At 61.1% G+C, this 16,365-nt stretch carries 17 protein-coding genes and 1 pseudogene; 9 read left to right on the top strand and 9 right to left on the bottom strand.

What is annotated here, in order from left to right:
- Positions 1 to 34: 34 nt before the first annotated feature.
- Positions 35 to 1,006, bottom strand: coding sequence for a fatty acid desaturase (locus FA04_RS28595; protein WP_034799895.1), 972 nt, complete (start codon positions 1,004 to 1,006; stop codon positions 35 to 37).
- 240 nt (positions 1,007 to 1,246) lie between these two features.
- Here FA04_RS28595 and FA04_RS28590 point away from each other — a divergent pair, with 240 nt between their 5' ends.
- From FA04_RS28590 to FA04_RS28570, 5 genes are read left to right on the top strand one after another with little or no spacing between them, the layout of a single operon-like run.
- Positions 1,247 to 2,809 carry an ABC transporter substrate-binding protein gene (locus FA04_RS28590; RefSeq protein ID WP_034799894.1) on the top strand — a complete coding sequence of 521 codons (1,563 nt, stop codon included), beginning with the start codon at positions 1,247 to 1,249 and terminating at the stop codon, positions 2,807 to 2,809.
- 42 nt (positions 2,810 to 2,851) lie between these two features.
- On the top strand, positions 2,852 to 3,829 hold the full coding sequence (locus FA04_RS28585; RefSeq protein WP_034799892.1) for an ABC transporter permease: 978 nt from the start codon (positions 2,852 to 2,854) through the stop codon (positions 3,827 to 3,829).
- Between the two features lies 1 nt (position 3,830).
- Entirely contained in the window at positions 3,831 to 4,664 is an 834-nt protein-coding gene (locus tag FA04_RS28580; RefSeq protein WP_034799891.1) for an ABC transporter permease, read from the top strand.
- Positions 4,661 to 5,635: an ABC transporter ATP-binding protein gene (locus FA04_RS28575; RefSeq protein ID WP_034799889.1), complete on the top strand. Its 975-nt coding sequence runs from the start codon at positions 4,661 to 4,663 to the stop codon at positions 5,633 to 5,635. Before FA04_RS28580 ends, FA04_RS28575 begins: the two co-directional genes overlap by 4 nt.
- The gene (locus FA04_RS28570; protein WP_034799888.1) at positions 5,635 to 6,606 is read left to right on the top strand and encodes an oligopeptide/dipeptide ABC transporter ATP-binding protein; all 972 of its coding nucleotides are present in this window, start codon (positions 5,635 to 5,637) and stop codon (positions 6,604 to 6,606) included. The genes FA04_RS28575 and FA04_RS28570 overlap by 1 nt, the downstream gene beginning before the upstream one ends.
- Here FA04_RS28570 and FA04_RS28565 read toward each other — a convergent pair.
- On the bottom strand, positions 6,588 to 7,394 hold the full coding sequence (locus FA04_RS28565) for a phosphate/phosphite/phosphonate ABC transporter substrate-binding protein (protein ID WP_034799887.1): 807 nt from the start codon (positions 7,392 to 7,394) through the stop codon (positions 6,588 to 6,590). The genes FA04_RS28570 and FA04_RS28565 overlap by 19 nt on opposite strands.
- A gap of 89 nt (positions 7,395 to 7,483) precedes the next feature.
- Here FA04_RS28565 and FA04_RS28560 point away from each other — a divergent pair, with 89 nt between their 5' ends.
- On the top strand, positions 7,484 to 9,091 hold the full coding sequence (locus FA04_RS28560) for an FAD-dependent oxidoreductase (RefSeq protein WP_034799885.1): 1,608 nt from the start codon (positions 7,484 to 7,486) through the stop codon (positions 9,089 to 9,091).
- Positions 9,091 to 9,411 (top strand): 4Fe-4S dicluster domain-containing protein, encoded by a 321-nt coding sequence (locus FA04_RS28555; protein ID WP_034799884.1) that lies wholly within the window; start codon positions 9,091 to 9,093, stop codon positions 9,409 to 9,411. Before FA04_RS28560 ends, FA04_RS28555 begins: the two co-directional genes overlap by 1 nt.
- 216 nt (positions 9,412 to 9,627) lie before the next feature.
- Here the strand turns inward: FA04_RS28555 and FA04_RS28550 are convergent, their stop codons facing one another.
- Positions 9,628 to 10,635 carry a LacI family DNA-binding transcriptional regulator gene (locus FA04_RS28550; protein WP_234798861.1) on the bottom strand — a complete coding sequence of 336 codons (1,008 nt, stop codon included), beginning with the start codon at positions 10,633 to 10,635 and terminating at the stop codon, positions 9,628 to 9,630.
- A gap of 135 nt (positions 10,636 to 10,770) precedes the next feature.
- Here FA04_RS28550 and FA04_RS28545 point away from each other — a divergent pair, with 135 nt between their 5' ends.
- Positions 10,771 to 11,607, top strand: coding sequence for a phytanoyl-CoA dioxygenase family protein (locus FA04_RS28545; RefSeq protein ID WP_034799881.1), 837 nt, complete (start codon positions 10,771 to 10,773; stop codon positions 11,605 to 11,607).
- Between the two features lie 102 nt (positions 11,608 to 11,709).
- On the opposite strand, the gene FA04_RS28540 is transcribed toward FA04_RS28545, so the two are convergent.
- Positions 11,710 to 11,961 (bottom strand): Atu4866 domain-containing protein, encoded by a 252-nt coding sequence (locus FA04_RS28540; RefSeq protein ID WP_034799880.1) that lies wholly within the window; start codon positions 11,959 to 11,961, stop codon positions 11,710 to 11,712.
- Positions 11,958 to 12,515 carry a hypothetical protein gene (locus FA04_RS28535; RefSeq protein WP_034799876.1) on the bottom strand — a complete coding sequence of 186 codons (558 nt, stop codon included), beginning with the start codon at positions 12,513 to 12,515 and terminating at the stop codon, positions 11,958 to 11,960. Before FA04_RS28535 ends, FA04_RS28540 begins: the two co-directional genes overlap by 4 nt.
- A gap of 134 nt (positions 12,516 to 12,649) precedes the next feature.
- On the opposite strand from FA04_RS28535, the gene FA04_RS28530 reads away from it, so the two are divergent.
- Positions 12,650 to 13,576 carry a LysR family transcriptional regulator gene (locus tag FA04_RS28530; protein WP_034799874.1) on the top strand — a complete coding sequence of 309 codons (927 nt, stop codon included), beginning with the start codon at positions 12,650 to 12,652 and terminating at the stop codon, positions 13,574 to 13,576.
- A 90-nt stretch (positions 13,577 to 13,666) separates the two neighbouring features.
- On the opposite strand, the gene FA04_RS28525 is transcribed toward FA04_RS28530, so the two are convergent.
- The 4 genes and pseudogenes from FA04_RS28525 to FA04_RS36300 form a co-directional block, all read right to left on the bottom strand.
- Positions 13,667 to 14,422 (bottom strand): SDR family NAD(P)-dependent oxidoreductase, encoded by a 756-nt coding sequence (locus tag FA04_RS28525; RefSeq protein WP_034799873.1) that lies wholly within the window; start codon positions 14,420 to 14,422, stop codon positions 13,667 to 13,669.
- A 254-nt stretch (positions 14,423 to 14,676) separates the two neighbouring features.
- Positions 14,677 to 15,041 (bottom strand): annotated as a pseudogene (locus FA04_RS36705) (short-chain fatty acyl-CoA regulator family protein); the annotation flags it as partial.
- 283 nt (positions 15,042 to 15,324) lie between these two features.
- Entirely contained in the window at positions 15,325 to 15,678 is a 354-nt protein-coding gene (locus tag FA04_RS36305) for a LysR family substrate-binding domain-containing protein (RefSeq protein WP_051659516.1), read from the bottom strand.
- Positions 15,675 to 16,271 (bottom strand): LysR family transcriptional regulator, encoded by a 597-nt coding sequence (locus tag FA04_RS36300; RefSeq protein ID WP_051659515.1) that lies wholly within the window; start codon positions 16,269 to 16,271, stop codon positions 15,675 to 15,677. The genes FA04_RS36305 and FA04_RS36300 overlap by 4 nt, the downstream gene beginning before the upstream one ends.
- Between the last annotated feature and the right edge of the window lie 94 nt (positions 16,272 to 16,365).

Genomic DNA, 16,365 nt, shown 5'->3' with positions numbered 1-16,365 from the left:
CCGCCGCCGAAGATCTGTCGTGCAATCCTCTCCTCTACAGATACTCGCTAGAGATCATTGACGACGAGCTTCTGTGAAGGGGATGACGCAGGTCGTCATGCGGCCGGAAGAAGTAGCGGCGCGCCACGTCGAGATAGCCGTCATAGATGAGCCCGCCATTGATCAACACAAGCGTCTGCTTGTGCCGTTGGTAAAGCGCCGGGATCCGGTACCAGGGAACACCCGGCCGCTGGTGGTGGAGGACATGCAGGTTGTTGTAGAGAAACAACAAACCAAAGAGCGTGCTGTTTTCGACGATCGCTGTGCGCTCGTCGTGATGATCGGCGTAACGGTGCTCCGCATAGGAGCGCAACCGGGTCAGGGCCGCGCCGACATAGACAAAGCCGAAGAGGTAGAGCCACAGAGGCATGCCGCAGACGGCGATGACCCAGACCAGAACGGCGGCTACGCCGATCGCGTGACGGATCCAGAAGTTGCTGCGGGCTCGGTCCCCTTCGAGGAGGAGTGCTGCCTCCTGCGCCAAGAAACTGACGATCATCACCAGCGGACCCAGGATCAAGCGCCCGAACAGGGTGCTGTTCCACCTGGCCAGAGACCGCCCGACGAGACCCAGCCGATCCCAGCCTGCCTGGGTGAGATAGGATGACTCCGGGTCCTCTATGGGATCCGTCAGATGTTCATCGCGGTGATGGGTCAAGTGTCCCTCGCGGTAGATCGCGTAGGGCAGCCAAAGCGACAGCGGCGGCCAGCCGATGGCGTCGTTGATGCTCCGATTTCGGGTTGGATGGCCATGGATGACCTCGTGTTGCAGCGATCCATGCCAGGCAATCAGCCATCCGCCGAGCGCGATGACAACCGCAAGGGGGAGCGATTGCCAAAACCAGGTAAGCCCAAGAAAGCCGCCATAAATGACGAGCGCGAGAACGGCGGTCTGCCACTCAATACGGGTGATGCTGGAGAGGGACGATTGTGACGGAAGGTCTTCTGAAGACCGAGAATTGGACATGTCGTGTTACCCGGAAAGCGAAAAAAGCAATAGAATTCAACCGCCAATATAATCGCGCTGCACCGGAACCCGCGCCGCATGTCTTTGCAAGACGGCGCTGAAAAACGGAAAACTGGTTGCGTCAGAAGAACGAAACGTAAAATATTTATTCTATGTAATTGATGTATTATTAGCTCTAATGCGCCCATCGAATTGACGCGCTGCCCTGCCCTGGGGAGCGCCAATCCTGGAGGACATGCCATGACATTCAACCCCACGCGACGGCAGGTACTTGTCGGCGGCGCTTCCCTCGCGACGATCGTTGCGCTTGGTGGCGTCCATCCGGCCTTTGCCGGCGCCGATCGCACCAAGATCACCGTGCGCGTCGAAAAGGATCTCTCGAACCTCGATCCGGCCAATCGATCCGGTCCGATCGACCTCAACGTCATCTGGTCGGTGCAGCAGGGGCTGATCTCCTTCAAGCCCGGCTCGACCGAATGGGAATTGGATGCGGCCGAAGAACTGGAACAGGTGAGTGATACTGAAATCCGCTTCAAGCTGCGCAGTGGCCTCGCCTTCACCGGCGGCTACGGCGACCTGACAGCGGAAGACGTGAAGTTCTCTTTCGAACGCTTCATCACGCCAGACGCGGAAGGCAAGCCCGTCACCTACGCGAAGGACTGGTCAGCGCTCGATCGCGTGGAGGTAACCGCGCCGCTCGAGGGTCGGATCATCCTCAAGAATCCGGCGCCGGCGCTCTATACGATCGCGCTCGCCGACGGTTCCGGCCGCATCGTCTCGAAGAAGGCTTTCGAGGCGCTCGGCAAGGATATCGCCACCAAGCTCGTCGGAAGTGGACCCTACGTGCTCAAGGAATGGACGCCGCGTGAACAGTTCGTGCTTGAGATCAACCCGGACTACAAGGGACCGATCAAGGCGCATTTCCATCAGATCGTCGGCAAGCCGATCGGCGAGCAGAAGACCGCCGAAATCGCCTTTAAGTCCGGCGAGATCGACTTCACCGCGATCGATCCCGAAAACGGAAAGTCGATGGCGGCGCTGCCGGATGCAAGCATCACCGAGATCCCGGCGATCGACTATGTCTGGTTCGGCCCGAACATCGAGAAGGCGCCGTTCGACGATATCCGCGTGCGTCAGGCCATCCGCTATGCCGTCGATATCGATGCCATCCTGCAAGGCGCCTATTCCGGCCTTTATCCGCGCGCTAACGCTCTGCTTGCCCCGAGCCTGCTGGGCTACTGGAAGGACGCGCCGGTCCATGCCCGTGACCTCGATAAGGCGCAGGCGCTGCTTAGAGAGGCGGGTCACGCCGACGGTTTCAAGACGAAGCTCACCATCGAGGCCAATGCCCGCTATGAGGCGATCGCCCAGATCATCCAGGCAAACTTTGCCGAAGTGGGTATCGAGGTCGAGATCGAGGCGTTAGAATCGGCCGCCTACTGGGCGCTCGGCGAAAACGACGCCAGCAAGGACCTCGAACTTTCGCTCATCAAATTCAACGGCAAGTTCGACCCCGGCTTCCAGACACAATGGTTCACCTCGGCACAAGTCGGTCAGTGGAACTGGCAACGCTGGAAGAATGCCGATTTCGATGCCTTGCACGAGAAAGGCGGCGTCACGGTCGATCCGGCCGAGCGCGAGAAGATCTACATCGAAGCGCAGAAGCTGCTCGACGAATCGGCTGCCTTTATCTGGATCACCCACAACCTCAACGCGTTCGCTTCGCGAAAGTGGCTGAAGCCCGGCGTCCTGCCGAACGGCAATAACTGGCTTTACACCGCCTTTACGCAAGCGACGGCTTGACCTGATGGCAGCCTGCGTTGCGACAGAAGAGGATGCGCTGCAATGAGGAGCGCGTCCCTTCAAATCCATCTTGGCTTCAAGCTGGCGACGGCGGCACTTGCCGTGGCCGGTTCAGTCGTGCTCCTGATGGCCCTGACGCGGCTAATCCCCGGGGATCCCGCGACCGTGATCCTTGGGTCGCGCGCAACGCCTGAAGCGGTCGCGACACTCAATGCCCGCATCGGCCTCGACAAGCCGCTGATCGAACGGGTTTTCACCTTCTTCGGCAGGCTCGCCTCCGGCGATCTCGGAGAGGACGTCTTCAACGGGCGGCCGGTCCTCAGCCTGGTTCTGAATGCGCTGCCGAACACGGCCGCGCTTGCGGTCGCATCAATGCTGTGCGCCGTAGCCCTCGGCTTGCCGTTGGCGCTTTTCAGTGCCCGCTGGCCGGGCGGCAAGACAGATCGAATGGTCGCGTTCCTGAGTGTCGGATTCATTTCGACGCCGAGTTTCGTCGTATCGGTCTTCCTGCTGATGGTGTTTTCCGTGCATCTGCGCTGGTTTCCGGTGCTGGGCGCCGGGGAAAGCGGAAACCTCGGCGACCAGATTTGGCACCTCGTATTGCCGACGGCGGCGCTCGCGGCCGGCTGGGTCGGCTACATCGCCCGGCTCCTGCGCTCATCGCTGCTCGAGGTCCTTGGGGAAAACCACGTTCGCACGTTGCGTGCCTATGGTGTCAGCCAAACCAAGATCATGATGAAATACGCACTCAAGCCGGCAATCCTGCCGACCCTGGCGGTGCTTGGCATGGGTTTCGGCGAACTCCTCGGCGGCGCCGTGTTTGCCGAAGTGATCTTCAACCGCCCGGGCCTCGGCTCGCTGATCTACGACGCCATTCGCACACGCAACTATCCGGTCGTCCAGGGCGGCGTCTTCGTCATCGTCATGCTCTATGTGCTGACCAATCTGATCGCCGACCTCTCCCAGAGCCTGATCGATCCACGCGAGCGCGCCCGCCTTACATCTGGTCAGGGACACTGAGATGCAAGCCTTCATCGCTCTTTCCCGTCGCCCGGGTGGCACGTTTGCAATGCTTGCGGTGACGCTTCTCTGTCTGGTGGCGATCGCCGCACCGGTGATTGCGCCCTATGGCCCGAACGCAATAGCGCCGGCGAACCGGTTGATGGAGCCGTCGTGGCAGCACCTGCTTGGAACGGACCATCTCGGTCGCGACATCCTCAGCCGGCTGATCTATGGAGCACGGGTGGCGCTCGGCATTTCACTCTCGGTCATTGCCATTTCCTTGAGCGCCGGCGTCACTTTCGGGATTGCGGCCGCCCTTTCGCCGCGTGCAATCGATCTCGCCGTGGTCGGCGTCTTCGACATCGTCACTTCGTTTCCCAGCATTATACTGGCCTTGGCATTGGTGGCCGTGTTCGGCCCTGGCCTCGGTAATGTCGTGCTGCTTGTCAGCATTGTTTTCATTCCCCATTTCGGCCGAGTTGCCCGCGCCCAGACGATCGCCATTCGCAACAGTCCCTTCATCGAGGCCGAAAAAGTGCTTGGGGCAGAGACCTGGCGGGTCGTGCTGCATCACGTAACCCCGAACATCATTGGTCCGATCTTCGTGCTGGCCTGCATGGATATCCCTGTTGTCATCACCATCGAGGCGGGCCTGAGTTTTCTCGGGCTTGGCGTGCGTCCGCCGCTGGCAAGCTGGGGCAACCTCTTGAATGACGGCTATACCTATCTCGACCAGTCGGTTTGGCTCGCGACCTTTTCCGGACTGGCGCTCGTCCTTGCTACCCTCGGCTTCGCGCTTCTCGGCGAGGCCTTGCGCGACACGCTCGACCCGAAGCTGAGGAAAGCCCTTTGACTGACGCCCTTCTCACCATCGAAGACCTGCACGTGTCCTACCGGGGTCACGAAAGCACGGCTCACATCCTCGACGGCGTCGATATAACCATTGGTCGCGGACAGTCCGTCGGTCTCGTTGGCGAAAGCGGCAGCGGCAAGTCAACGGTCGCCTTCGCCCTGCTCGGGCTGCTTGACGGCAACGCGCAGGTTTCCACGCGTCGGGCCGCCTTCGATGGGCGCGAAATGCGCTTTGGCGTAGACGAAACCAGGGCGTTGCGAGGGACCGACATCGCAATGATCTTCCAGGATCCCATGACCGCGCTCAATCCGATGTTTACCATCGGAACGCAGCTCGTCGATATCCAGCGGCGGCGCTTCCCCCGGGAGAGCCGCAACAGGCTCTGGGGCCGCGCGCAAGCAATGCTTGTCGATGTCGGCGTGCCGGATGCGGCAGCGCGCATGCACCGCTATCCGCACGAGTTCTCCGGCGGCATGCGCCAACGCGTGGTGATCGCCATGGCACTCCTGGTTGAACCGAAGCTGTTGATTGCCGACGAGCCGACAACCGCGCTCGACGCGACGATCGAAGCGCAAGTGGTCGAGGTGCTGGACCGGCTACGACAGCGCACGTCCGCCTCCATGCTGGTGATCAGCCATAGCATGGGCCTGATCGCCGAACTCTGCGACAGCGTAATCGTCATGTATGCAGGCACGGTGGTGGAACACGGACCCGTGCGCGTCGTCTTCAGCCGCCCGCGCCATCCTTACACCCGCGCGCTGCTCGCCTGCGAGATCGATCCCTATGCGGCCTTCGATCCCTCGCAGGATCTGGCAACCATTCCCGGCACCGTGCCCGATCCTGCACGCCGTCCCCAAGGCTGCATTTTTGCCAGCCGTTGTCCTGCCCGCCACGACCGCTGCAATGAAAGGCCGCCCCGGCGGCAGACGCGAGAGGGGCGAACCTATTCCTGCTGGCAGGAGGCTGCGTAATGGCCCGCCCCATTCTAACCCTCGATAACGCGATGGTACGCTACGATCGGCTCACCGCGGTCGACAACGTCTCGCTTGAACTGCGGCGTGGCGAAACCCTGGGACTCATTGGTGAAAGCGGTTGCGGCAAGTCCTCGATCGCCCGCGCGATCGTCGGGCTGCAGCCGCTTTCCGAAGGCACGCTTGCCGTGGAGGGCGAGACACTAAAGGATGCCTCCAGGCAACACCGCCTCATCCTGCAGCGCCGGATCCAGCTCCTGTTTCAGGATCCCGTCGCGTCCCTTTCGCCTCGTCTGACGGTCCGAGCCTTGCTTAGCGAGCCCCTGAAGATCCGCAACGCCTTCACGGCCGAGAACTGGGGGCGGATCATGCGGCTGGCCGAAAGGATCGGGCTTGGCGAGCAGCTTCTCTCTCGCTATCCCCATCAGCTCAGTGGCGGGCAGGCGCGGCGCGTGGCTCTGATCCGCGTGCTTGCAGCCGAACCGTCGATCGTCGTCGCCGACGAACCGACCGCCGGCCTCGACATCTCGGTACAAGGCGATCTTTTGAACCTTCTGCGAGGGCTCAAGGATCACCTGGGCCTCAGCTATCTGCTGATCTCCCACAATCTCAATGTCGTCGGGCGGGTCGCGGACCGGGTTGCCGTCATGTATCTCGGACGCATCGTCGAGAGCGGGCCGACCGCCGCTTTGTTTCGCGGCCCCGCGCATCCCTATACCCAAGCGCTTCTTTCGGCCAATCTGACGCTCGATCCCAGCCGCCGACACGAACGAATCGTTCTTTCCGGAGAATTGCCGAGTCCCGCCCATCCGCCGGCCGGATGCCGGTTCCATAGCCGCTGTCCCTTGGTGCAGCCGATTTGCGCAGCAGAAGCCCCTGCCCTTCGGGCGGGCGAAGACGGACGCGCTGTCGCCTGTCACTTTCCGCTGGCCGCAAGGCCGGCCGTCATCCCTCAGACGATAGCAGGGTAACCATGGCGTGCAGCGTCCCGATCAAGCTCGGCCAGTGCCTCGTAGTCGGAATCGCCCAGGAGGCTGATACCTTTGAGCGAGAGCGTGTCGCAGACGCCGCCGAGTTCAGGATCGCCGATCGTCTCCGCCAGTGTACGACGCAGGATCATGAGGTCTTTGGCCGAGGTCAAGGCGGATGTGATGAAGGGCAGTCCGGGTCCTTTCGTCGTCTCAGCAAGAACACGGACCGCGGCCACGCGATCGGGATCGAAGCGCAGTGTGTTGCCGAACGTAACGCAGTCGATTGCCGCGACGTCGGCCGCGCCAGTCGCTACGGCATCGATGCTTGCTCGGTGCCCGCCCGTCTCGATGACCGACGAGAAAAAGCGGCCGTCGACCGCATGTGGCGCCACCGCAGCTCGAAACAGGTTGTAGCCGGAATTGCTGCCCGGTTCATTGATCGCCGCACGCATCCCGCGCAGATCGCCGAGCGAGCTGGCCGACGACCGGGCATTGACGATGATGAAACTGCATTTGTGCGGGCCGTCGCAGCCAGGCAAGTCGTAAACGGGCGTCGCCACCAGTTGAACCCTCCCGCGAAGGTGCTGGACATAGGGATATCCGCAGGTCTGGCCGAACAGCAGGTCCGGACGAAACCACGCCTCGTTGTAGGCGACGGTCTCGTCAAGCGCCCCGGGCGCATCAAGGCCATACCCACGCAATCGGTCCCCCAATGCTTTCCAGAAAAGCCGCGTCGCCTCCTCGATCGGCGGCGGACTTACATACATGGCGAGGCTGGCGAGAGGCATGGGCGGGCTCCGGCAAAAACGACTCAAAAATCTATGCATTGCATAGATTTAAATCGCAACGATATTTCTTGGTCGAGAGGATCCCTGTCATGAGTGTGCCATTGCAACAGTCAGGTGAGGCAAGCGTCGCCGCCGTCGAAATCGGTTGCGACGTGCTCGTGATTGGCGGTGGACCCGCCGGGTGCTGGGCCGCCACCGAAGCTGCATCCAGCAACGCTAAGGTCGTGCTGGTCGACAAGGGATATTGCGGCAGCTCCGGTGCCACGGCTTCGGCCGGCACCCAGATCTGGTATGTGCCGCCGGACCCGGCGGAACGGGAGGCAGCCATGGCCAGCCGCGAGGCGATGGGCGGTTATCTGTCCGAACGTTCCTGGATGGTGCCCGTCCTCGACAAGACGTTCGAGAGTGTTAATCGGTTGGCGGACTGGGGCTACCCCTTCCCCCGTAACGACGACGGGGAAGAGCAGCGTATCTCGGTCCAGGGGCCGGAATACATGCGGCTGATGCGGCGCCGGGTAAGGAATGCCGGGATCACCATTCTCGATCATCATCCGGCGACGCAACTGCTGACACTGGAAGGACGCGTCGTCGGCGCAAGCGGCCTGCGGCGCCAGGCCGGCGGTCATTGGGTGGTGAACGCCGGCGCCGTCGTTCTTGCCGCTGGCGGCTGTGCCTTCATGAGCAAGGCACTCGGCTGCGACGTCTTGACCGGAGACGGCTATCTGATGGGCGCGGAGGTTGGCGCCGAACTCTCGGGCATGGAATTTTCCTCCGCCTATGCGATTTCGCCCGCCTTCGCCTCGATCACCAAGACGGCGCTTTACCGCTTTGCGCAGTTCTACCGGAAGGACCACAGCCTGATCGAGGGAGCGGGTTCGGCCCGTGGGCGCTCGATCATCGCCCGCACCTTGCTTTCGGAGCCGGTGTTTGCGCGGCTGGACCTTGCCGGGACTGATGAGGTCAAGGCGATCCTCAGGCGCGCGCAGCCGAACTTCTTCGTTCCGTTCGATAGGCGCGGCATAAATCCCTTTACCGATTTCTTCGAAGTCAAGCTGAGGCTTGAAGGTACGGTCCGTGGTACAGGTGGATTGAGGCTGACCGGCCTCGACTGTTCAACGACTGTTCCGGGGCTTTACGCCGCTGGCGACAACGCCACCCGCGAGCCGATCTGCGGCGGGTTCACCGGCGGTGGCAGCCACAACGCGGCCTGGGCGATCGCCACAGGTGCCTTTGCTGGCGCGGCTGCCGCGTCCTATTCATTGCAGCGGGTAAGCGCTACCGATTTCGGCCCGGCATGCATCGCGCTCTCTGACACGAAGGGCATCGACCCGGCAGAGATCATCAAGGCTGTCCAGAACGAGGTATTCCCCCTCGACATCAATTACTTCCGCACGCATTCGGCCCTTTCGGCATCTCTGAAGCGGCTGGACGCGCTTTGGGAAAACGTCGGACGGGCAACCGCTCTCAACGAGGATCATTCCCTCAAGCTACGGCAGGCGCAGGCCATGCTGGCAACGGCGCGTTTCATGTATCGCGCGGCGCTTTCTCGTACCGAAACGCGCGGTATGCACAGACGGGAGGATTATCCGACGCAGAACCCCGCCCAACACCACAGGCTCATCCTCAGCGGCCTCGACCACATCGCCGTTCGGCAGGAAGCGGTCGATCCCGGCGTATACAAGCAAGCAGCAGAATAATGATTGAAGTTCTAGACACCAACACATGCACCGACTGCAATCTTTGCGTCCAGGTCTGCCCCACCAACGTGTTCCAAGCACAGCGCGAAGGACCGCCGCTCATCAAGCGTCAGGATGCATGTCAGACCTGCTTCATGTGCGAACTCTACTGCCCCGTCGATGCGCTGTATGTTGAACCGGATGCTGAGGCCGTCCACGGCCTGACCGTCGAAGGCGTGCATGAAAGGCAGCTTTTCGGCAGCTACCGAAAGGCAATCGGCTGGCACAAGGACACTCGCCACCGCCGTCTCATCGACGACCATTTCCGATTACCGCAATAGACAAGAGCCACGTCGTGACGTCACGCGCCGCCGGATCAGGCGTCAAGACCGGCGACGCGCGCCGATGGCTCGGAGTGGGATAGCTGGTAAGGTTTCGGGGGCGATGCATTTCTCTTGGCCATTTCCGTCTTACGCGGGTGAGCAACACGCGCGCTCTTGGAGCGCAATTTCCAAGATTTTCGTCCGCTGAAATAATTACCCATCGCCTTGATCTTGTCAGGCCGATTTACGACTGACCGAGCCCCGGACGACCAACGTGCAGCCAAGCTTTTTTAGGCTGTGATGGCCTGAGCGCGGCTTCTTTGCAAGGTGCTCAATCGCCCAGGCGCCCATCGGCCGGTGCGGAAGCTCCAGGGTAGTCAGTTGCGGTCGCAGATGGCGCGACAGTTCGTCGTCATCGTAGCCGACGACAGAGATGTCCCGCGGAACGCGCAGACCTGCTTCGCCAATTGCCATTAGGCAGCCCATCGCCATCTTGTCGTTCTGGCAGAAGATCGCCGTAGGCGGCTCTCGAAGCGACAGGAGTTTTTGGGTAGCCTCGAAACCGGATGTCGGTGTCCAGTTTCCTTCAGCCACCAGGCCGTCATCATAGGGCAGCCCCGCCTCCGCCAGCGCCTCACGATAGCCCGCGAGGCGATCCTGCGCCGCCTCCATGAAGCTCTCCCCGACGATCGTTGCGATGCGTGTATGCCCCTTCCTGATAAGGGTCGCCGTCGCCATGCGCCCGCCGGTCACCTCATCGGGAACCACTGCGGGAAAACGGTTATCACTGGTATAGCAGTTGAGCAGCACGAGCGGAACGGGTAGGTCCTCGAAGACCGGGTCGAGCGATATGCGGCGGGTGAAAACGGACATGTAGACGATCCCCTGCGCACCGGCCTGCAGAAGGCTGGCCACCGCTTTGCGCTCGTGCGTGGCCCGTCCCTGCGTCTGCGCCACGAGAATTGTAACATCGTTCTCCCAGGAAGCGTGCCGCGCGCCCTCGATGGCGTTGACGGCTTCCGGGGTCGTCGCGAGCTGATCGACGATGAAGCCAATACAGCCGCCGCGAAGATCCTCAAGGCCCGCGCGACGGATGGGGCTTGCAAGCCCGTAGCCAAGCCTATGCGCGACATCCAGCACGCGCGCCCGAAGCTCAGGGGATATCTTGATGTCCGTGACATTGTTGAGAACCACCGAGACCGTCGCCTGCGAACAGCCGGCCGCCTTGGCCACATCCATCATGGTTACGCGCGTCTTCTTTTTTCCACCGCTCATGTCGCCCCCGTTTTGCCCTCTCTACACCAACTAATAAAAATCGGCCATTGACTAATATTTATTAGTCGCAGTAGCCTTGTTGAAAATTGGGAGGAGAACCGGATGAAAACGAAGCCAGCACCCGACTACGATATTGCTGCGCAGATGGCGCAGCTGGCGGCAGACGGCATCATCGGGCTGAAGGGTGCTTTCAGTCTGGCATGGGCCGACGATATGCACGAGGACATGATGACGGCCTTCTGGTCGGCCATTCAAAGGCCCGGCGGCGCGGTCAGCCGGGGACCGCGCCGCTGGTATGTCGAAATCCATCCCCAGGCCTTCCGCGGCTTCGTCGATCTCATCACCCATCCATGGGTGGTGGATGTCTGCACCAACGTGCTTGGATCGGACTACCAGATCGTGGAGATAGGCCTCGACGTGCCGTTCCAGGGCGCGAAATACCAGCCGTGGCACCGCGACTTCCCCTCGCCTGTAGATACCTATCGAGACCACCAGATTACCTCGCTTGCCTTCAACCTCACCGGCGTTGACGTCACCGAGGATATGGGGCCGTTCGAAGTGGCGCCGGGAACGCAATATGACGATGGCCGGGAATGGAAGCACGAAATGTTCCCGGACAAGGCGCTCTGGAGCCGGTTTCAAGAGCGTGCGACACGCAAGTATCCGCAGCGCGGCGACATTTCCTGCCGCTCGGCGCTGACGGTGCACCGAGGCACGGAGCATCAGTCCCCTATTGCACGACCCGTCATGGTGCTGGGTGTGGACAGGCCGGGCGCTGGGCATGCAGAGTTGCACGACATGATGGTCACGCGGGATTGGTATGATGCCCTGCCGGAAATCGGCAAGAAGCACCTCGTCTGCCGCGTGGTGGACGAGCTCGTGCCGATTACGCAAAAGCACGACATCGAGGGACTAGTCATGGGCGCCGATCCAAGTTGATCATTGGCCCAGCCGATTGCTCCGAAGAGGCCCTGACGCACGCCCGGATCGGGCACGAAGAAGGCGGCCCGCTGAAAGCCGCCTTCTGATCGTGGGGATGCTTCACGGTTTGCGATACAGCACCATGCCCGCATGATAGAGCACGCCATCGACAAAATCGCCATCCGCCGTGAACCCGGTATCATCCCAGTATTCGATATGGTCGCCGGTCACTACATAGCGCCCCTGATAGGCGCTTTCGCGCCGCCCGCGCGCCTCGTCGTAGCGGCCGTTCGGCAGAAGCGCGTGCCGGATGTTGCCATCGGCCGTGACCCACATGCCGGCATAGGGGTGTGGTGAGGTTTTCCCGGTCATTGTGCCTTCCCCAGGAATTTTTCGATTGTTTTGGGCTCGACCGTCCAGGCGTAGTTCAGCTCATGGCGGATCTTCCATGCCCCCTTCACGCATTGCCAACCCAACTGCGAACGACCGTCGAAAGCAATCACTTTTCCGTCGAGGCGTTCGATCCGGCCGACAAAGCCCAGAGTGGTCGAGGCAACGCTGTCTCCGATGATCTCATCGTGCCCGTCGGTCAGGCCGTGGGCAACGGACCGTGCCGCATTCTGCAGGTCTTCCCAGTTTGCACCGTAGCGGGCCGCATTGCGGAAGAGCTGTTTCTCACCGGGCGCAAAATTATCGTAGAAAACGCCGGTGGTGTTCTCCAGGTCGTAATATGCGCGCATTTTCTCGGCGAATACGAAGCGGGGATCACCCTCATGCCGTTCCCATCCCGTCATGATCCAGCTCTTGTGGAGCGACAAGGGAGCTTTGTCGCCCTGCTGGGGGCAAGCGGCGTCCCGGGCGGCGGCCGGAGCTGTGAATGCGCCAGCAATGGCGGCTGCAGCCAGCATAAGCTTCAAAGAGGTCATCGTTCTTCCTTTCATCCTGGGTGGGTTTCGATCTCCACTCGCCTTGTGCGTTGTGGGATGAAAGAAGGATAGACGGCGTTGATTGTCGTCGGTATCCCATTATACATAACCATATTGGTTAGCAGGACGCGACAATGACAATCGACTTAAACCTGTTACCCCTCTTCCTCGCGGTGGCCGAGGAGGCGAACTTCGTGGCCGCCGCTGCTCGCCTCGGTGTTACGCGCTCGGCCGTCAGTCAGGGCATCCGGCGGTTGGAAGATGGCTGTGGGATCGCGCTCGTCACGCGCACGACGCGCAGCGTCAGGCTCACTGAAGCGGGCGAGCGCCTTCGCGACACGCTTTCTCGCCCCCTGGCCGAGGTCCTGTCCGCGCTTGAAGACGTCGGCGGCAACGTCAACCCCCACGGCGTGCTTCGCATCGCGGCGACCTCGATTGCCGAAGAATTTCTCTCTGGCCCGCTCATTGCGTCGTTTGCCGAGGCTTACCCCAATATTGTCTTGGATGTGACGGTGACGGACGACACGTTTGACATCGTCTCCGCCGGTTTCGATGCGGGGGTACGTCTGGGGGACATCATTGAACAGGATATGGTGGCCATTCCGCTATCGGGCGAACAAAGGGAAGTCGTCGTGGCGAGCCCGGCCTATTTCGAAGCCAATGGATTGCCGACCCACCCAAGGGATTTGATTCATCATCGTTGCATCGGGTGGCGCCCAGCGCCGGACACTGCACCATATCGGTGGGAATTCGTGCAGGAGGGAGAAGCCTTCGATGTTTCCGTCGAACCCCAGATAACGACCAATGACCTGCGCCTGATGATGCGGACGGCGCTCTCCGGCGGCGGTATCACATTTGCGCTGGAGGAGACGTTTCGACCCTATCTCGAACGGGGCGAATTGATTTCAGTGCTGAAGGATTTTCTGCCGCCCTTTCCGGGGCTCTTTCTCTATTTCCCCAGCCGGCGCAACATGGCGCCCAAGCTGCGGGCGCTTATCGCGCATGTTCAGCGCTTTCGACGGGAACACCGAACCAGAGCGGACACCACGTCTGTGGCGTGAGGCATAAGGTTTCCGGGGCCATCGGCAAATAGCTGCCGAAGGCCCCGAAATTTACGGACCACTAACAATTTTCGGGCAATGGCCCCTTCCTTACTTGATCTGGACGCTATAGCCGCCATCGGCCATCACGACGGAGCCAACGATGAAGCTTGCGCGGTCGGACGCGAGGAACGCCACAATTTCCGCGATCTCCGACGGCTGGGCGGCACGGCCGATCGGCGCACCCTTGCCATGCTCCGTGAGAAAGCCGGGACCGTCTTCCATGAAGCTGTTCAGCAAGTTGGTGACGACATCACCCGAGCCGATCGCATTGACGCGGATGCCATGCTCGGCAAGCTCCAGCGCCAACGTCCGGGTCAACTGTGCCAACGCGCCTTTGGACGACGTGTAGGCGGCGATTGTCGGAAAGGCGAAGTAGGAGGCATAGGACGCGATATTCACGATCGCTCCGCTCTTCTGCTTGATCATCACCTTCGCCGCTTCGCGGGAGTGAAGGAAAGCACCGGTAACGTTCGTCTCCATCACATAATCCCAATCATGGCGAGTCATCTCCACGACGGGCTTGTAGACGATGCGGGCCGCATTATTGACCAGCAAGTCGAGCTTTCCGAAATGCTCCAGAGCAAGCGCGACAGCCTCCTCGGCGCTGCCATCCCTGGAAATATCGGCCACCAAAGGCACGATTCCGTCCGCTTTTAGCGATCTCACGTCGGGATCGACATCTTCGGCGATGACTTTCGCGCCGCGCGCACGCAGCAGTTCGACAGTTGCCTTGCCGATTCCGCTCGCGGCACCCGTTACGATAGCCACCTTGCCTTCGACTTCATTTACTTGATTCACAGTCATTTTCGCTCTCCTGGTTGGAATGTCCTTTATCGGACACAGCCAGACTAGGGGCCTCGAACAAATGCTGCTCTCGCACGCTTGCTACCATCATCGGGCTCTTGCGCTTTTATGAGCGCGGTTCGCTTTAGGGGCACAAACGACTGGCTGACCGCTGAAATCCAAGCACGAATTGTTTTCTCCCGTCGTGGTAGCTCGAAGCAAATGTTCGGGAAGCACGAAGGACGACAGTTTTTCGCCCGCTGGGCGGATTGAGCAGGGATAGCTCGGCGCTTGTTGTGCTCCATTACCAGCCGCCCTTTCAAGGGTGGCACGGCGCGGCTGCCGCATTGGGTGCGCTCGCAGATGCGCCAGGAAATAGCGGTCGAATTTCAAACCGTGGAAACTGTCTGCGCAGGAAACCTCACAGCTGAGTGCCAGCACATAGTGTTGGCGACCGCCGCGCGAAACATGCGTGGAAAGGCAGAGTAACGCACCCCGTCCGGCGTTTCGGCGAGCTGGCCGAAAATTCGGCCGGGATTTTCGAAGGCCTGGTGCCCGTTCCACAGCGGACAGGCGCAAAAGCGGACGAATTGAAACGCGTGCCGCTGTGGTGCTTGGTGCTGTTGTCGGCCTGGTCGACTTCGATCTCGCTACCCATCGCGGCTATGACTCGGATCATTCCCGCGTCGTCGGCCGGTGTCCGAAAAAGGCCTCATCCCTGATGCTCGGTACATATTGCCAGAAATCCGGCGGTTCGTTGGTCCCGGCACAAATGTCATCGATGCCGGCCGCGCCGTGCTCGACCTCGAGGGCCGTCTGAGGAATCGACGGGGGAAGCCCCTGCCGGAGCACTCAACCACATTGTTACCGTCCTTCCCGACATTGCCGCCGCCGCAACCCCTATGCATGTCTGCAGGCGATGATTAATGACCTCGTGATCGGGATTCGAGATCAGAGCCTGCCGGCGCGCGGCGTGCCGCTGAGTGCCATGTGCACGACATCATGTGCCCCTCGCGGAATGTGACGGCCGACGGGTTCGGTTCGTCGTCCTTCCAGGCGAGCAGCAGTTCATAGGGCGTGGAAAAATCCGCAAGATCGCGAAACACGACGCCTGGCTGGGGAAGCTTCGCCACCCATTTCGGCACCAGCGTCACGCCAAGTCCGGCGCTGACGAGCGAGAGCAGCGTGTGCAATTGTCCGCCCTCTTGCGTCACGCGCGGGGCAAAACCCGCACCCGCACAGGCCGTCTTCAGCAGATCGAGAATGCGGCTGTTCATTTGCAGGGAAAGGTCACGAAGGGTTCCGCTGCCAGCTCCGCCATCTCGACCTTGGACCTCAATGCCAGCACGTTCGCGGATGGTAGCGCGACCATGAGCGGCGCCGATATCAACACCTCGGTCCTGACGGCCGCGGCAAGATGAGAGGGCGCCGGGATCATGCCGATATCGATCGTGCCCGCAGCGATAGCCTCGACCTGAACGCCGCGGTCCATGGGGATAAGCTTCAGATCGACATGCGGCCAGCGTTCACGAAAATCGCGGATGATCGGCGACAGCAGCGTCCACAGCACATTATCCACGAAGCCGATGGACAGGCGTCCGACAATGCCGCTCGCTGATGCCTTCAGCCGCCGCACCGCCTCCTCCGTTCGTTGCAGGATTTCGCGCGCCTCGGGTAGAAAAACCTCGCCCAGCAAAGTCAGGCTAACATCCTGGCGCGAACGCCGGATGAGGGTGAAACCGAGTTCGTCCTCCAAAAGCTTTAGCTGTTGGCTGATGGCCGATTGAACGACATGCGCCCGCTCGGCGGCCCTACCGAAATGAAGTTCCTCAGCCACGGCAACAAAGTGGCGAAGTCTGCGCAAATCCATGACCGGCTCCCTCGATCGCACCGCTTCTTGCGTCGTCGAGAAGGCTACACCTCTAAAAAATCGGCAACAGCGGCAAAGATTCGAGGGTTATGGT

Origin of the sequence: Ensifer adhaerens, assembly GCF_000697965.2 — a bacterium.
Taxonomy (GTDB): Bacteria; Pseudomonadota; Alphaproteobacteria; order Rhizobiales; family Rhizobiaceae; genus Ensifer; species Ensifer adhaerens.
This window is presented reverse-complemented; position numbering and strand designations above follow the sequence as displayed.

Bases quoted from the DNA above. Each gene is read 5' to 3' on its own strand.
- FA04_RS28595 (WP_034799895.1), bottom strand. From the start codon at position 1,006: ATGTCCAATTCTCGGTCTTCAGAAGACCTTCCGTCACAATCGTCCCTC.
- FA04_RS28590 (WP_034799894.1), top strand. From the start codon at position 1,247: ATGACATTCAACCCCACGCGACGGCAGGTACTTGTCGGCGGCGCTTCC.
- FA04_RS28585 (WP_034799892.1), top strand. From the start codon at position 2,852: ATGAGGAGCGCGTCCCTTCAAATCCATCTTGGCTTCAAGCTGGCGACG.
- FA04_RS28580 (WP_034799891.1), top strand. From the start codon at position 3,831: ATGCAAGCCTTCATCGCTCTTTCCCGTCGCCCGGGTGGCACGTTTGCA.
- FA04_RS28570 (WP_034799888.1), top strand. From the start codon at position 5,635: ATGGCCCGCCCCATTCTAACCCTCGATAACGCGATGGTACGCTACGAT.
- FA04_RS28565 (WP_034799887.1), bottom strand. From the start codon at position 7,394: ATGCCTCTCGCCAGCCTCGCCATGTATGTAAGTCCGCCGCCGATCGAG.
- FA04_RS28560 (WP_034799885.1), top strand. From the start codon at position 7,484: ATGAGTGTGCCATTGCAACAGTCAGGTGAGGCAAGCGTCGCCGCCGTC.
- FA04_RS28555 (WP_034799884.1), top strand. From the start codon at position 9,091: ATGATTGAAGTTCTAGACACCAACACATGCACCGACTGCAATCTTTGC.
- FA04_RS28550 (WP_234798861.1), bottom strand. From the start codon at position 10,635: ATGATGGATGTGGCCAAGGCGGCCGGCTGTTCGCAGGCGACGGTCTCG.
- FA04_RS28545 (WP_034799881.1), top strand. From the start codon at position 10,771: ATGAAAACGAAGCCAGCACCCGACTACGATATTGCTGCGCAGATGGCG.
- FA04_RS28540 (WP_034799880.1), bottom strand. From the start codon at position 11,961: ATGACCGGGAAAACCTCACCACACCCCTATGCCGGCATGTGGGTCACG.
- FA04_RS28535 (WP_034799876.1), bottom strand. From the start codon at position 12,515: ATGACCTCTTTGAAGCTTATGCTGGCTGCAGCCGCCATTGCTGGCGCA.
- FA04_RS28530 (WP_034799874.1), top strand. From the start codon at position 12,650: ATGACAATCGACTTAAACCTGTTACCCCTCTTCCTCGCGGTGGCCGAG.
- FA04_RS28525 (WP_034799873.1), bottom strand. From the start codon at position 14,422: ATGACTGTGAATCAAGTAAATGAAGTCGAAGGCAAGGTGGCTATCGTA.
- FA04_RS36305 (WP_051659516.1), bottom strand. From the start codon at position 15,678: ATGAACAGCCGCATTCTCGATCTGCTGAAGACGGCCTGTGCGGGTGCG.
- FA04_RS36300 (WP_051659515.1), bottom strand. From the start codon at position 16,271: ATGGATTTGCGCAGACTTCGCCACTTTGTTGCCGTGGCTGAGGAACTT.